We start from the raw sequence: 15,500 nt of genomic DNA, 5'->3' as shown, positions 1-15,500 counted from the left end.
AGGCACTGCCTCTTTTCTTTTTGAAAAAACTTGAAAATTTTCCCATTTTTTCAATCCGCCTTTCTAGAATTGTGGTAGAATAGAGTCAACAAAGAGCTATCCTCACCAACAGTGTGATCGATACTAGAAAAGAGGATTCTGATGACAAGAAAAATTGGTATTATTGGTTTGGGGCATGTGGGTGCGACCTTGGCCCACAGCATGATTTTGAAACACACCTGTGATCATTTGGTTTTGATTGATACCAATGAGAAAAAGGTCAAGGCAGATGCCTTGGATTTCTGTGATACAGTTGCCAATACCGGGTATCCGGTTCATATCACGGTCAATGACTACGCGGCTTTAAAAGATGCGGATGTCGTAGTGTCGACTCTTGGAAATATCGAGTTGCAGGCTAATAACACTGATGACCGTTTTGCAGAGCTTCCCTTTTCCAGCAAGCAAGTGGTGCAAGTAGCGCGTGATTTGAAAGCTTCTGGCTTTAGTGGTGTTTTGCTAGTGGTGACCAATCCGGTCGATGCGGTCACTCAACTCTATCAACAATATACCGGCCTTCCAAAAGAGCAGGTGATTGGGACAGGGACCTTACTGGACACAGCTCGAATGAAGCGTGCAGTCGCCGATCGTTTGCAGGTTTCTCCTGCTAGTGTATCAGGCTACAACCTCGGTGAGCATGGAAATTCTCAATTTGTCGCTTGGAGTCAGGTCCGTGTCAAGGGACATGCTATTACAGATATCTTCTCTCAAGAAGAGCTTGACGCCATCAACTACGAGTCCTTGCGTGGCGGCCACACGGTTTTCTTTGGCAAATTTTATACCAATTTTGGGATTGCAGCAGCAGCCCAACGCCTGGCAGAAGCTGTGATCAATGATAGCCACGAGGAAATGCCTGTGTCTAACTATCGTCCAGAATATGGAACCTATCTTGGCTACCCAGCAATTGTAGGTCGAAAAGGAATTCTTGAACGATTGGATTTGCATTTGACAGAAGAAGAAAAAGAAAAATTACTCCATTCAGCCGAAACCATTAAGGAAAACACACGAAAAGGATTGGAGCATGCATAAAAGCAAAGAGAGTGGGACAGAAATCGGTCATTCGTTAGAATTCGATTTCGTCGTCCCACCTCCGCACAGTTGAGTAGGGCTGTAAAAGCTGATGAAATCAGCGTAGTAGAGCCCACTCAACCACTGCGTCTTGCTCGACAATCCAAAAATAATTGAGAGGCTAGGATTTTTGTCCCAGCCTCATTTTCTGCAATTTTTTCGAATAGTATAAGTGAGGGGATTCCCTATACGAAATCATCGGAGGTTGCTATGAAAAAACGACATGAGTATGTATCGCCCACCTTGGATTTAATGGCGAAAAAGATTTTTAGTCTGCCGGATGTGACAGCGAAATTCATCCGCGAAGTCTTGGATCTGCCAGTAGAGTCCGTTGAGATTTTAGAAGGAAGACCAGATCCATGAGCAGGGGTTTTTAGGAGATCTTCTTTTGAAACATCTGTTGATGTGAGAGCAAGACTAGATAGTGGGCTTGAAGTCATCATTGAGATTCAAGTTTTGAAGCAAGAGTATTTCTTGAATCGTTTTCACTATTATTTAGCCAATCAACTGGTAGAAAATGTCCAACGCAAGCGAAAGAAAGGGGCAACCCATTCTATGTACCAGGAGCTGGAGCCGGTCTATGGGATCGCTATCCTGGAGCGAAGTATTTTTCCTCATTTAGATTCACCTGTCAATGTCTATGAAATGCGCCATACAGTAGATGGGACACCTCTTTATAGCTCTCGAAAGGATGGAGTAGCTCATAATATGTTAAAGGTTGCCTTTTTAGAGTTGGATAAGTATAATGAAAGTAGAGATACGGAGTTGAATGCTCACTGGAGACAATGGCTTGAATTTTTTGGCAATCGCCCATTCAGTCATCAACCAGATCAAGTGATCGAGCAGGCAGAATCACTCCTGATCCCATCAAATTGGACAAGGGAGGAAAAAGAAATGATTGATGAACGGATTCGTATCAGAGAAAATTGGGAAATGAGCATGGATACCTTTCGGAAAGAACAACTGGAAGCCGGTTTTCAGAAAGGGTTGAAAAAAGGTCTTGAACAGGGACTCGAACAGGGACTCGAACAAGGTCTTGAACAAGGTCTTGAACAAGGTTTAGAACAAGGTCTCGAGCGTGGTCTTGAACAGGGATTGGAACAAGGCAGACAAGAAGGCATGGAGTTAGGAGTTCAAGCTGGTCAGCAGTCTCTGATTCAGAAACTGGCTTTGAAGGGGATGAGTATCGAGATGATTGCTGAAATGACGGATTTATCCAGCGAATCCATCAAAAAAATGTTGGCTACGGATTCGTCTGACGAGGAGTAGTAGCGTGAACAGAATTTTGGGAACAATGAAACTTCGAGAATTACCTTGCTGAGAAAAAAGTAGTTCTAAAATGGATTGTAAAGATCGTCAGGAGTTCGTTATTTTTGGATCTTGATCCTCTACAGATTTATACGGTTATGATGTATTGAAGGTTGGAAACTTTTATCCAACCTTTTTTCTCACTCCTCTTGCCCCTCACCTAGTGAACTGGAATAGAAGTTTAAAAATACGAGTTGTAATCCTTGACATTACATTTTGATCCTGTATAATAACTATTGTAATGAATAATCTTACAACAGAAAGAGGAAACAACTATGAAAAACATTTTATTTATCGTCGGATCTCTTCGTCAAGGATCATTCAACCACCAAATGGCCCAGAAAGCAGAAAGCCTTCTTGAAGGAAAAGCAACGGTGACTTACTTGGACTACAAGGACATCCCAATGATGAACCAAGATTTAGAAACACCAACCTTGCCAGCTGTGCAAGCAGCGCGTGATGCGGTCCTTGCTGCGGATGCCATCTGGATCTTCTCACCAGTCTACAACTTTGCCATTCCAGGTGTAGTGAAAAACCTGATCGACTGGCTTAGCCGTGCCCTTGACCTGTCAGAAACTCGTGGTCCATCTGCCCTTCAAGACAAGATCGTAACCGTCTCTTCAGTCGCTAATGCAGGACACGAGCCAATGTTTGCGGCTTACCAAGCGCTCTTACCATTCGTTCGGACTCAAGTGGTTGGAGAGTTTACTGGAACAACCGTTAACCCAGAAGCTTGGGAAACAGATGAATTGGTCTTGACAGATGAAGCGGTCGCAGGACTGGAAAAACAAGCACAAGCCTTATTAGAAGCATAAGAAAAAGCTGAGACAAAATTCTCAGCTTTTTTAGATACTAAAGAGTTGTCCGAAGAAGTAAGTCACACCCATGGTGAGAAGTCCAATGATGAGATTGCGAAGCATGGCTGGCTTGGTTGGTGCTTTTCCCAGTTTTGCACTGGTATAGCCAGTGAAGATCAAGGATAGTCCAACAACGAAGACCGTCACCGGAATGCGATAGGCAGCTGGAAAGAGGATGATAGAGAGCATTGGAGGAAGGGAACCAACCGAAAAAGCAAGGAAGCTAGATGCAGCAGCATGCCAAGGATTGGTAAACTCCTCATATTCGATACCATATTTCTCTTCGACCAGGGCTTTGAGTGGATGTTTCAGAAAGGCCCGTTCTGTCAAAATCTTTGCGGAAGTTTCGCATTCTCCATTTTGAAGATAAGCGTGGTAGAGAGATTCTCTCGCTAACTTTGGATCGCGATCCAACAAGGCTTGTTCGCGGTTCACAGCGGCTTCTTCCGTGTCTTTTTGTGTGGAAACAGAGACATACTCACCGCCCGCCATCGAGAAAGCACCTGCCAGAATCGCCGATAAGCCAGAAAGGAAAATGATCCAGATGTTTGACGTGGCACTGGCTACCCCGATCACCACCCCAGCTATAGAAATAATCCCATCATTGGCCCCGAGAACAGCGGCTCTCAAGATATTCAAGCGGTCGTTAAATGATTCATCTACTCCATGTTTCATTTCAGTCATACAATATCTCCTTCATCTTATTTAGAATGATTATAAATAAAATACAAAAAGAAAGCAAGGATTTTAACTCAAATGATAAAAGTTCGACAATTTAATGAAATTTAAGTTATAATCTTTGGTATTGCAAGCAAAAAGAAAGAATAGGACATACGCCTATTCTAGCAAGATTTATTTAGCAGAAGTGACTTTACCTTTGAGGATCCTGATGGCATTGTCACACGGGTCAGAAAAGGATAATAAAAAGGGAGTGGGAAAGAACTCCAACTAATTAAGAAGAGTTCGTTTTCCCACCCCCGCACAGTTGATTAGGTCATCTTTGGAGCTTAATCAAGCGAACAACTACTTAGGAAACTTGCTTCGCAAGTCCTATCTACCACCTCAAAGCAGTGCTTTGAGCAATCAACCACTGCGTCATACAATTATTTCTATCAAAGATCGAAGGCTGGACAGTTTATTCCCAGCTCCTATTTAATGAGATAAATTAGTTCATTTCATTTTCTTTTCCGACAACCCAAAATAAGAGAAGGAGTTGGAAGATGCCCAAGGCGAATAAGACCATAAAACCGTTGCGACTTCCTTTAGCAGTGGCTTGGGTGAAGTCCATCTTTTGATTAGCTTGGCTCATGGCAACGATCAAGGAAGCCAGGGTTGTTCCGACAGCGCCTGCAAATTGTTGCAAGGTGTTAAAGATCGCGTTCGCATCGGGTTGCTCTTCCAGAGAGAGTTGTTTTTGTCCGTTGGTCATGATATTGCCAAAGGCAAGGCCCATACCGGTCATGAAGATCATGTAAAAGATAAGAATCAAGCCATTTGTCAGCTTCAGGCCAAAGAGGGTGAAGTGGAAATGGGCCAGAAGGATTAAAGCAGCTCCAAGGAGAATCGGTTTACGGGCGCCCAACTTATCTAGAATGAGACCGGAGAAAGGAGCAAAACCTGCTCCAATGATGGCTCCTGGAAGCAGCATCAAGGCTGCAAGCGTGGTACTCGAGTGGTTGACCAATTGGACATAATTGGGCAAGAGGAAACTCATGGCCAGAGAACCTAATTGAAAAGTGAAAAAGGCAAGAACATGGCCAGTGAGGAGAGGATTTTTTAAGATGGCGAGGTTGATAATGGGAGTCTCTAACTGATTGGACCGGTAGACTAAGAGAACCAGTCCCAAGAACCCAATCACCAGCCAACCAAGGACAGAAAAACTAAAGAAAGCATGATCAGAAAGACCGTGAATACCTAGAATCAAGCCTAAAAATGAAGCAATAATAGCGAGAAGGCTCATGATATCAAGGGTTTCTCGTTTGACTGTACTGATTTGTTCAATGGAGCGAAGTCCTGCAACTAGCGAAGCTAGAAGGATCGGGAATTGAACCAAAAAGATGGACCGCCAACCGAAGTTAGCAGTCAAGAGACCACCGACAGTAGGCCCAATGGCGGGAGCGATGGCTGTGATCAGGGTACCCACTCCCATCATGAGACCGATCTTGCGTTTTGGGACCTGCTCTAAAATGATATTAAACATCAGAGGAAGGGCAAAACCAACCCCCATTCCTTGGACCAAGCGACCCAAAACCACAAAGCCAAAACTAGGAGCTAGGAAGTCAATGAGAACACCTAAAACAGATAGGAGATTTCCAACTAAAAAGATGGACTTCATTTTAAAAGAGCGCTTGAGGTAGGCAGATAGTGGGACTACACAGGCAACCACTAGAAGATAGATGGTGGTGACCCACTGGACGGTTGCGGTATTGATCTCAAATTCCTTCATCAATATTGGGAAGGTGATATTCATGGCAGTTTCTCCAGCCACCCCGCAAAAGGAAAGGATCCCTGTTGCAAAAATAGCATACAGGACCTTGGCTGAAATTTTTTCTTGTGACATCGGTGTCTGATTCCTCCTAAATCTTTCTATAATCTTGTAAAAATGGTCTGAAAATCCATCCTAGCTCTCTCATTTCCCATCAATTCCAATTGCTATGAGCATAGCAGGACCGATGGTAACCTGATTCATCGTTTTGTTAGCTAACAAATAGTATAGAGGAAATGAAGACCCCTGTCAAAGAATTTTTGAAAAATTGTGAAAATTTTAAAAGTGTTCTCAACTGATGACGTCTCTCCAAACGAAAGGATATGCTCGCCACTATGGTATAATAAGAAGAAAGTAAGCAATGTGAATAAGTCAATCAACTCGAACAGGAGGCCCCATGACCAAGTATTTAGTCCAGAAGTTTTTCTGGTTACGAGAAAAAAGTTTGATTCAAATTTCCCAGAAAACCCTGGTTTCCTTATTTCCTTTTTTCCTATTTTCAGGGATCATTCGGGTGATCGCGCTATCGGTCTTCTCCGATCGAGGCTATATCCATCAGCTCTTTTCGATGGATAGCTGGTTGCCGTGGGATCAAGCTATTAGTCAAGTCCTTATCAATTTTTCCAATTTTTTAGGAGGTCTAGCAGGACCTTTAGCGACTTACTTCGCTGGGAAATATACAGCTGGGCATTACGGTCGAAGTACGGGGACAGCCGGCGTGACTGCTCTTTTGGTCAGCTTGATTGTAGGGTCTCAGGAATTGTTGGTGGGACCACTCCATGATGGGCAACTGACGCGTATCAACTTACCTGCGACGACCAATATCGTCTTAGCGATTTTTTTAGGCTATCTAATCGGGCAAATCTTTCGTCTATCCAAGGCTAGTGACGACCAGATTGTGGACAAGGATTTCATCTATCAGCCCAAGACTGTGCGTCCCATTTTCTTGTCCTTAGTTCTAGGGGTCAGCCTCAATCTTCTTTTGGTTCTTGGAAATCAATTTAATATTTTTCAGACTATCCGACAGTTCTTGGCTTCTCTAACGGTAAGCAGTCATCATCTCCTGTCCACCTTTGTCATGGGACTATTTAGTGGGCTATCTGCTTGGTTTGGTAATAGTCAAGCCTTTGCCTTGAACTCAATTGCGGATGATAACTTTGCTTTGGAAAATCTCACCTACGCTGTGACCCATCATTCAACGACAGGCATTCCTCATCTCTATACCTTGACCAATTTGTACCGCAGTTTTGGTCTGGTAGCTGGAATTGGTGCAGTTCTAGCCTTATTGGTAGCGATCCTGCTGGTTTCACGAAGTCAAAAGGACAAGAAAGTCAGCCTCCTCAGTCTGTTTCCAAGTCTCTTTAACAATGGGGCTTCTTTCATGGTAGGAATACCGGTCCTTCTCAACCTCCTATATGTGATTCCCTTCTTATTGATCCCTTTGGTGAATATGGCGATAGCAGCTCTAGCTTTGTGCTTCAAGCTGATGCCAGCAGCCGTCTATCCGGTGCCAGATGGGACTCCTAGCCTTCTCTATGCTTTTATTGGAACAGGAGGGAGTCTGAGAGCCTTAGCTGTCAGTATACTTTGTTTTGCCGTCGATGTGCTCCTTTATCTACCATTTGTCCGTATGGGAAATCGTATTCGAAAAGACATAAAAGTGAAAGGAGAAAGCGATGAAGCCATCTAAAAAAACAGCCATCGTCCTTACTTTGGTCAGTCTTTTCTTGATCGCTTTAGCCATTCCTTCTTATAGCTGGACTCGGACGAATGTATCCAAAATCGAGAAATTCTACAATTCAAAATTATCTCCTATCATTATGATTCCAGGAAGTTCAGCGACAGAGAATCGATTTGATGGTTTGGTAACCAAACTAAACCAAGATCGACGCGGGACCAAACACAGCCTGCTCAAGGTCAAAGTTTGGAATGATGGGCATATCACCTATAGTGGAAGTATTGATGCCAAGGACAATGAGCCGGTAATTGTGGTTGGTTTTGAAAATAACAAAGATGGCTATAGCAACATTAAAAAGCAGGCTAAACTATTCAATCAAGCCTTTGAAGCCCTTCAAGAAAAATATAAATTTAATAATTTTAAGGGCTTGGGTCATTCCAACGGTGGCTTGATTTATACAGCCTTTATTGAAAATTATCTAGGGGATTATGATGTGGATCTCAAGACCCTTATGACCATCGGAACTCCCTACAATTCACGGAGACCAATATCAAAAATAAATCTGAGATGTTGGCCGATTTTATCAAGGCCAGAAAAGCTATCCCGACAACCCTTCATATGTATTCAGTAGCAGGGACCATTACCTATGATTCAGATGAGTTGGTCCCAGATGCCAGTGTTTCTGCTGGGAAGTATATCTACCAAAACCAAGCAGCTAGCTATACGGAGATTACGGTGACGGGGGAAGATGCACAGCACTCGGACCTTCCAACCAATGATGAGGTGGTTGCCTTGGTGAAAGAGCATATTGAAAGTCAACCGGATCGTAGAACCAAACCAAATAAAGAAAACTAAGTGTGAAGAAGGGATTCCTTCCTCACACTTTTTTTAGTATAATAAAGTTTAGTATGAAAATAGGGGAGATTATAGGAAATAAGATGAAAAGAAAACAATGGGTGCAATTGGGCTTAGTGGCTTCGAGTATGGTCATGTTAACAGGATGTTACCAGAGATACCAACGCCAGTCCAGTCCCAAAAAAGAGGCTGCAACAAGCCAGACTTCAGCAAAAAAACAAGCCAAAAAAGCAGATAACAAACAATTATACCAGTCTGTTTTTTCAGACTACCAAAGGATTTTTGCCACTTCAAAAGATTTAGATGCTATTTCCAAATTGAATGATGCATTAGCCAAAGAAGATCGTATGATCAATAGCTGGGTGATCGAGACCGTGATCAATCAGCCAGATGCCGTTCGCTATGCCTTTAAGGACTTAAATAACGATGGGGTAGATGAGATGATCATCGCCAATCAGCAGACCGATGGAAGCTACTTTGTGACGGGAGTCTACTATCTCAAGGGCCAAAAACCGACTCTACTAGCTGAAGGTTTCGTCGCTGGACACGGTGGAGCACGCAATGCGACGACCCTCTATAAGGGAGGAGAAGTCTTAGAAATCAGCTGGATGTCAGGAACTGGCCGTGGGGTAGCTGTGCTCTCACGGATAGAAAAGACGCCTCAAGCCGCGACCAAAGTCCAGGAAGAAGAAGTCCAAGTACCTGGTTCAGATCTGAATGCCCTCTTTGGGAAATCGGATGAAGATAAACTGGATCTCAAGAGTTTTGACTGGCAAACTTTTGACAGCACACCATCAGCGGGAAATAGCCAAAGCCAGGAAAAAACGCCTTGGAACGCTGAGAAATCAGCAAAATTAGCAGAATTTATGAAGACCTGGGGCGAAAAGATGGGCCAACCCAACTACCAAAAAGGCATCGCTGGCGGTGATGTAGGCCCAGACAACCTCTATACTCTAGGGGAAAATAGTAAGATGGATGCCATTTATACAGATACTGGTCAGGGAAATGCAAAATACCGCATCGTGGAACGCTATAGCAATTGGGACAAGTATCCAGATGTGCATAGTTATTTCTTTGCCATTACAGATACAGGAGAAGGTATTGTCTTTCATTCTCCAACGACCAATGGTGGAAAGATGTATCTAAAACCAACGGACAACAAGGAACTTCAAGAAGAATTTACACAGTTGCTTCATCAATAAAAAGAAGAATAAACCAGAAAAAGACTGTTTTTCTGGTTTTGTTTATTCAAATAATAAATAAAAATACAATAAAAGAAATAATTTTTAGGATATAAAATATGTTAAAAACTAGTGATAATTAGCGGTTCATAAGTATTTGAAAACAGAAAATGTTTGACAATTAAAGGAAAATCATTTAAAATATATTCATTCTTTATTTATAGGAGAAAAAATATGAAAAAACTTCTTACAGCCGGTGTGGCTCTCTTGTCCGTTGCAACGTTAGCAGCTTGTTCTGGTAAAACTGCTTCAGAATCATCAAGTAAAGATGCAAAAGCTTCTTCTAGCAAAGTAGAAAAATCATCTACTTCAGAAAGCAAATCAAGCAGTTCATCAAAATCATCTAAATCAGCAACCTCTTCTGTTAAAATTCCAGAAATTGTCTTGTTGACTGATGAAGAAATCGATAACGCCAAAACAATTGGTGATATGAAAACTCTTTATAGTAAATTAGTGGATAACTATAAAAAATATGCTCAAGATCTTGGCGATCAAATTCCAGAATCACATAGATCTATATATACTCAACAAGTAGAGCCAGCTCTCAAGACACTGGACGAATCAAAAACTCAATTTGATTCAGCACTTTCAACTGGTGGTTCAGATGATACAGTTGTTCCTGAACAAGGGCGTACTATTTTTGTACAACAATTGAAATCTTCTCGTGATGCAATGGAACAAGCTCTTGAAACTGCTTATCAAGCAATTTCACCATATATTTCTTCATCTTCAGATGATGAATAATTCATAAATAAAGATAGGTTAGGGCCTCAAGCTCTAGCCTGTTTTTTTGCTTTCTTACAAAAATGTAAGAAATAAAGGGTAAAATGTAAGGTTATGTTATGGTGAAAGCGTTTCAGTTTTAGTACAATAGATTTGTAAAAAACGATTGAAGCTTTTATCGAGCTAGAAAGGAATGGACCATGACCCTACTAGACGTTCAACATATCAAAAAAATTTACAAAACCCGCTTTCAAGGAACGCAGGTTGAAGCCTTAAAGGATATTCACTTCACCGTGGAAAAGGGTGAGTACGTGGCTATCATGGGGGAATCAGGATCCGGGAAATCCACCCTCCTCAATATCCTAGCCATGCTGGATCAGCCGACGGAAGGGCGGGTCTACCTCAATGGCACCGATACCTCAACCATCAAAAACAAGGACGCCTCCAGCTTCCGCCGGGAAAAACTAGGCTTTGTCTTTCAAGATTTCAACCTGCTCGACACCTTATCTGTCAAGGACAATATCCTCCTGCCCTTGGTCCTTTCCCGCAGACCAATCAAGGAAATGATGAGTAAGGTCGATAGCGTGAGTCGGGAGTTGGGCATTCACCAGCTCTTAGAAAAATACCCTTACGAAATCTCTGGTGGACAAAAACAACGGGTAGCCGTAGCACGGGCCATCATCACCTCACCTGAAATCCTTCTTGCGGATGAGCCAACAGGGGCGCTGGATTCCAAGTCTTCGGCAGCTTTGCTAGATGTCTTTGAAGATATCAATACCATGGGGCAAACCATTCTCATGGTGACCCACTCAACCGCAGCAGCAGCTCGGGCCAAGCGCGTGCTCTTTATCAAGGACGGGATTCTTTACAACCAGATCTTTCGTGGGGAAAAGACAGAGCGTCAGATGTTCCAAGAAATCTCAGATACTCTGACGGTCATGGCGGGAAAGGAGGATCCTGATGTTTAAATTAACAAGTAAATTAGCACTTTCCAACCTCAAACAAAATCGAAAGTTGTATTATCCTTTCGCTATAGCTGTCATTTTAACGACCATGATCCTTTATAGTTTTATCGCCTTGTCATTGACCCCTCATTTAGAGGATTCTTACGGAGGGGGATCGGCGAGAACTGTTCTTGGTTTTGGCAGTTTCGTCGTCCAGCTGGTCGTCATCATTTTGGTGGCTTATGCCAATGGCTACGTCATGAAAAATCGTTCCAAAGAACTGGGACTCTACAGTGTTCTGGGAATGGAGAAGAAGCATCTCCTCATCATGACCTTATGGGAATTGCTCTTCTTCTATGTTCTCACAGTTGGAGTAGGACTGGGTTTGGGACTCTTGTTTGATCGCTTGATTTTCGCCTTGCTTCTAAAATGTATGGGTTTACCAGTCGTCATTCAATCAACCTTCCAGATAGAGGCTGTTCTTAACACTTTACTTGGGTTAGCCTTAGCTTTTGGCCTCATTCTCTTGTTGAATTCTTTCCGCCTCTTGCGCTACAGTTCCCTCCACCTTATGCAGCAAAAGAAAGCAGGAGAGAAGAAGGGACGCTTCTTGCTGGTTCAAACTCTGTTAGGACTTGGGCTCTTAGGAATTGCGTTTTATATAGCGCTAACCGTTGAGCGGCCAGTTGCGGCTGTCCAAGGATTCTTTATTGCCGTCATCTTGGTCATTCTAGCGACTTATCTCTTATTCAACGCAGGCTCTATTACCTTCTTAAGATTTCTCAAAGGTCGGAAATCCTACTATTACAAGCCAGAGAATTTTATATCTGTCTCCAACTTAATAGCTCGGATGCGAAAAAATGCAGCGGGCCTTGCGACCATTAGTATTCTATCCACCATGGTCTTGGTCACCTTAACCGGGTCGCTCAATATCTTTATTGGAGGGCAGAATTACCTAGATACGGTTTACCCTTCTGATTACATGATTAGTGTGGGGCATATGCCTTCAGATGCTGAAACAGAATCGGTTATTGAGGATGTTCAAGCTCAAATTAAGAAAACAGCCGATGCGACACATCTATCAGATTATCAGGTGGCACAGACTACATACTGGTCGGCTGAAATTCGAAAGATTGATGGAAGGAGCTTAGAGGTGAATGACCAGTCCACTCCATCAACTGGTCAGGAGTTGAAGTCAGAAGGAACAGTCTACTTTTTTGATCAGGCGACTTATGAGCAACTGACCGGTCAAAAAGTTGAGCTTGGGGAAAATGAAATCCTAGCCTATGGGTATCAATATCCTGGAAAATTAGACGCACAATTAGAAATCAATGGGAAGACCTTCACGATTAAAGAAAAACTAAACTCCAATTTTATCCAAGGGAAACTCCCTCAATCCGACCTGTTTCAACACCAAATGGGCTTGTACCTGGTCCTCCCTGACTTGAACCAACTGGGACTAAAAGTTGATAAAAATTTGGAATTCTCTATTACTGCTAAAAATAAAGATAACCAAGATTTTATTTCTGGCTTGATCAAAGAGCTGTATTCGACAGACAAAATCAGTCAATATGGTGCGACTTATTTTGGTGGATTTGATCGATACAGTATAGAGAAAGATTGGCGTGAAACAGCAGGGACTCTTCTATTTATCGGGATTTTTCTATCGGCGATCTTTCTATTAGCTACAGTTCTCGTGATTTACTACAAGCAGATTTCAGAGGGTCATGAGGATCGAGATAATTTTGTGATCTTGCAACAAGTAGGATTGGACCAAAAGCAAACCGGCACCACCATTCGCAAACAGATACTCACTGTCTTTTTTCTTCCATTATTCTTCTCCTTCCTGTACCTAGGAGTAGCCTACAAGATGATCGCAAAAATCGTTGCTATCTTAGGAGCAACCAATGCGGGCTTGGTGCTTCAAACAACTCTTTCTATCTGCGCTGTCTTCTTCATCTCCTATGTCCTTGTCTTTCTTCTGACTTCTAGAAGTTATCGGAAGATTGTCGTGAGGTAGCGTTCGAGTCTATAAAAGATTAGAAATAAGATGAAACATACAACATTTTGTTAGCACAAAAAACACCGAGGATCAAATCCCCGGTGTTTTCTATCACGATTATTTCACGTGTTTTGCAAGTTCTTCTTGCGCTTTTTTGTTTGATTCTTCTTTTTCTTTCAACCAATTCTTATAAGCTTTTTCGTAATCAGCAGTTGTAACTGTCTTATCTTGAACTTTTTGGTATTTGAAGAAGCTTGATTCACCTTTAATACCAATTGCAGAATTTGCTGCTGAGAATGGCGTTACCTTCGTGATAGATGGAACTCCACCCTTAGAGTAGATTGGAAGTACCATTGCGTTTTCAGTCAACCAAGCTTGGGCAGCAGCGTATTTTTCATAACGCGCATTGGTATCCAATTTTTCAGCATTAGCAGCATCCAACAATTCTTTGTATTGGTTCAAACCAATTTTTTCGATGAGAGCTTGGTCTTTCTTAGGATCAAGTCCCATACCAGTCAAGGTTGAACCATCTGTTGGGTTCAAGATATCCAAGTAAGTAGATGGATCTTGGAAGTCAGGTCCCCAACCTGTGATATCCATATCAAAGTCTTTTTGATCTGGTGATTGGGCGAAGTAAGTAGCGTTGTCTGCATCGTCTGTAGACAATTTTTGTACATCGATCACGACATTGTCTTTACCAAGAGCTGTTTCAATAGAACTCTTCATAGAGTCTGCTTGTTGGACAAGAGCATTAGAAGATTGGTCTACGACATAGTCGATATGGATTGGGAATTGAACACCTTGTGATTGCAATTCAGATTTCGCTTTTTCAAGTTCCGCTTTGGCTTTATCCGCATTATGCAAGCTATCTTGCGCGTCAGCAAAGCTAACACCTTTCCACTCATCTCCTGTTGCGGCAAGTTTTTCTTCAACGAGCGTACCGAAGTCTTTTCCGTTGGCTTGCACAAATGTTGGTGGAACTAGAAGGGTACGTAGAGTTTTTGATGCTCCGTCTTTCCCGTTAACTTGAGCGCTGTAGGAAGTTCTGTCTAAAGCAAAGTTCAAGGCTTGACGGAAATTCTTGTTTTGAAGAGCTGTCTTAGTACTGTTCTTTTGCTCATCAGACGTCTTCTTCGTATGACCGTAGTTTTGACGGTTAACGTTGAAGTAAGCGTAGTAAACAGTAGAATCTTGAGGTGTATAAACGATGTTATCCTTGAATTTCTTCTCAATTGTGCTGTAAGTTGAGCTTGTTGGGAAGAGACGAGCAGTAGATAGGTTCCCATCTGAGAAGTTACGAGCAAGATAGTCTTGGTCAGATCCATCGAAGTAAGTCAATTTAACCGTATCGATGTGAACATTTTTCTTGTCGTAGTAATCAGGGTTTTTATCCAACTCGATTTGTGATTTTGAAGTGAAGGATTTCAAAATGTATGGACCATTGTAGAGGATACCATTTGGTTTCACGCTACCAAAGTCTTTCCCAGCTGATTCCAAGAATTTTTCATTAACTGGCATCATGGTAGCAGTCGTCAATTTAGAATTCCAGAAAGATTCTGGTTGGTTCAAAGTGTATTGAAGAGTGTGATCATCAACAGCTTTTACCCCAACAGTTGAGAAGTCTTTGGTTTTCCCGTTTACATAGTCATCCAAGCCTTTGACCGAGTTTTGAACCAAGTAAAGAGCATCCGATTTTTTATCTGCTACGTATTTTAGAGATGTCACGAAATCTTGTGCAGTGACGTCAGCGTATTCATTTCCTTCTGAATCATACCACTTCGCATCTTTTCGAAGCTTGTAAGTATAAGTCAGACCGTCTTTTGAAACGGACCAGTCCTCAGCAAGAGCAGGCACTAAGTTACCGTATTGATCGTTTTCAAACAAACCATCGACCAAGTTGGTTGTAATGTCGCTTGTAGTTGAACGATTTGAAGTCAAATAGTTCAAGGAATCAGGGTCTGTACCATACACGTAGTTGTAAGTAGTCCCTTTTGACGCATTAGAAGATGAGCCACATGCAGCAAGGAAAAGCGTTGAAGCCGCGGCGACACCTGCTAAAAGAGCAAGCTTCGATTTTTTCATATTCGTGTCTCCTTTTGAATAATTTTAATTATTATACTCCAATCAATCTACAAAATAAAGTGTTTTTTGAACTTTTTTTGTATATTTACACACCACTATACAGTAAAACCCTTGATTTTAAGGGATTTTTAAGGAATAAAAATTTTTTTAAAAAATTACTATTATGCTTTACATACTAGTAAAGAAAGAGTATACTGATAGTGAGCAAACTAGTATGTAAA

The 15,500-nt window shown here is 42.1% G+C and carries 10 protein-coding genes and 2 pseudogenes; 9 read left to right on the top strand and 3 right to left on the bottom strand.

Annotation, left to right across the window (positions count from 1 at the left end):
- The first annotated feature begins 141 nt into the window (after positions 1 to 141).
- The 3 genes and pseudogenes from SM122_RS04155 to SM122_RS04140 all read left to right on the top strand — a co-directional run bounded on the left by SM122_RS04155 (position 142) and on the right by SM122_RS04140 (position 3,227).
- The gene (locus SM122_RS04155; protein ID WP_129824375.1) at positions 142 to 1,065 is read left to right on the top strand and encodes an L-lactate dehydrogenase; all 924 of its coding nucleotides are present in this window, start codon (positions 142 to 144) and stop codon (positions 1,063 to 1,065) included.
- Positions 1,066 to 1,314: 249 nt separating this feature from the next.
- Positions 1,315 to 2,373: pseudogene (locus SM122_RS04145) on the top strand (Rpn family recombination-promoting nuclease/putative transposase).
- Between the two features lie 314 nt (positions 2,374 to 2,687).
- Complete coding sequence (locus tag SM122_RS04140) at positions 2,688 to 3,227, top strand: NADPH-dependent FMN reductase (protein ID WP_155168870.1); 540 nt, start codon at positions 2,688 to 2,690, stop codon at positions 3,225 to 3,227.
- A 30-nt stretch (positions 3,228 to 3,257) separates the two neighbouring features.
- Here SM122_RS04140 and SM122_RS04135 read toward each other — a convergent pair whose 3' ends face one another.
- Together SM122_RS04135 and SM122_RS04130 are read right to left on the bottom strand one after the other, a co-directional pair.
- Complete coding sequence (locus tag SM122_RS04135; protein WP_003006131.1) at positions 3,258 to 3,953, bottom strand: VIT1/CCC1 transporter family protein; 696 nt, start codon at positions 3,951 to 3,953, stop codon at positions 3,258 to 3,260.
- A 481-nt stretch (positions 3,954 to 4,434) separates the two neighbouring features.
- A complete protein-coding gene (locus SM122_RS04130; protein WP_155168872.1) occupies positions 4,435 to 5,829 on the bottom strand; it encodes an MFS transporter in 1,395 nt (464 codons plus the stop codon).
- Between the two features lie 322 nt (positions 5,830 to 6,151).
- On the opposite strand from SM122_RS04130, the gene SM122_RS04125 reads away from it, so the two are divergent.
- From SM122_RS04125 to SM122_RS04100, 6 genes and pseudogenes are all read left to right on the top strand, one after another.
- Positions 6,152 to 7,444, top strand: a complete 1,293-nt coding sequence (locus SM122_RS04125) for a PTS transporter subunit EIIC (RefSeq protein ID WP_155168874.1) — start codon at positions 6,152 to 6,154, stop codon at positions 7,442 to 7,444.
- Positions 7,431 to 8,287, top strand: a pseudogene (locus SM122_RS04120) (alpha/beta hydrolase). Before SM122_RS04125 ends, SM122_RS04120 begins: the two are co-directional and overlap by 14 nt.
- A gap of 83 nt (positions 8,288 to 8,370) precedes the next feature.
- On the top strand, positions 8,371 to 9,489 hold the full coding sequence (locus SM122_RS04115) for a DUF4767 domain-containing protein (RefSeq protein ID WP_324737817.1): 1,119 nt from the start codon (positions 8,371 to 8,373) through the stop codon (positions 9,487 to 9,489).
- A 213-nt stretch (positions 9,490 to 9,702) separates the two neighbouring features.
- A complete protein-coding gene (locus SM122_RS04110; protein ID WP_155168877.1) occupies positions 9,703 to 10,272 on the top strand; it encodes a hypothetical protein in 570 nt (189 codons plus the stop codon).
- A gap of 179 nt (positions 10,273 to 10,451) precedes the next feature.
- Complete coding sequence (locus SM122_RS04105; protein WP_031576714.1) at positions 10,452 to 11,219, top strand: ABC transporter ATP-binding protein; 768 nt, start codon at positions 10,452 to 10,454, stop codon at positions 11,217 to 11,219.
- Positions 11,212 to 13,215 carry an FtsX-like permease family protein gene (locus tag SM122_RS04100; RefSeq protein ID WP_129299576.1) on the top strand — a complete coding sequence of 668 codons (2,004 nt, stop codon included), beginning with the start codon at positions 11,212 to 11,214 and terminating at the stop codon, positions 13,213 to 13,215. Before SM122_RS04105 ends, SM122_RS04100 begins: the two co-directional genes overlap by 8 nt.
- A 99-nt stretch (positions 13,216 to 13,314) precedes the next feature.
- On the opposite strand, the gene SM122_RS04095 is transcribed toward SM122_RS04100, so the two are convergent.
- A complete protein-coding gene (locus SM122_RS04095) occupies positions 13,315 to 15,279 on the bottom strand; it encodes a peptide ABC transporter substrate-binding protein (RefSeq protein WP_150905657.1) in 1,965 nt (654 codons plus the stop codon).
- Positions 15,280 to 15,500: the final 221 nt, after the last annotated feature.

Origin of the sequence: Streptococcus gingivalis, from assembly GCF_035544715.1 — a bacterium.
Classification (GTDB): Bacteria; Bacillota; Bacilli; order Lactobacillales; family Streptococcaceae; genus Streptococcus; species Streptococcus gingivalis.
Note: the sequence above shows the minus strand (reverse complement) of the source record. Positions and strands in the feature narration are given on the sequence as shown.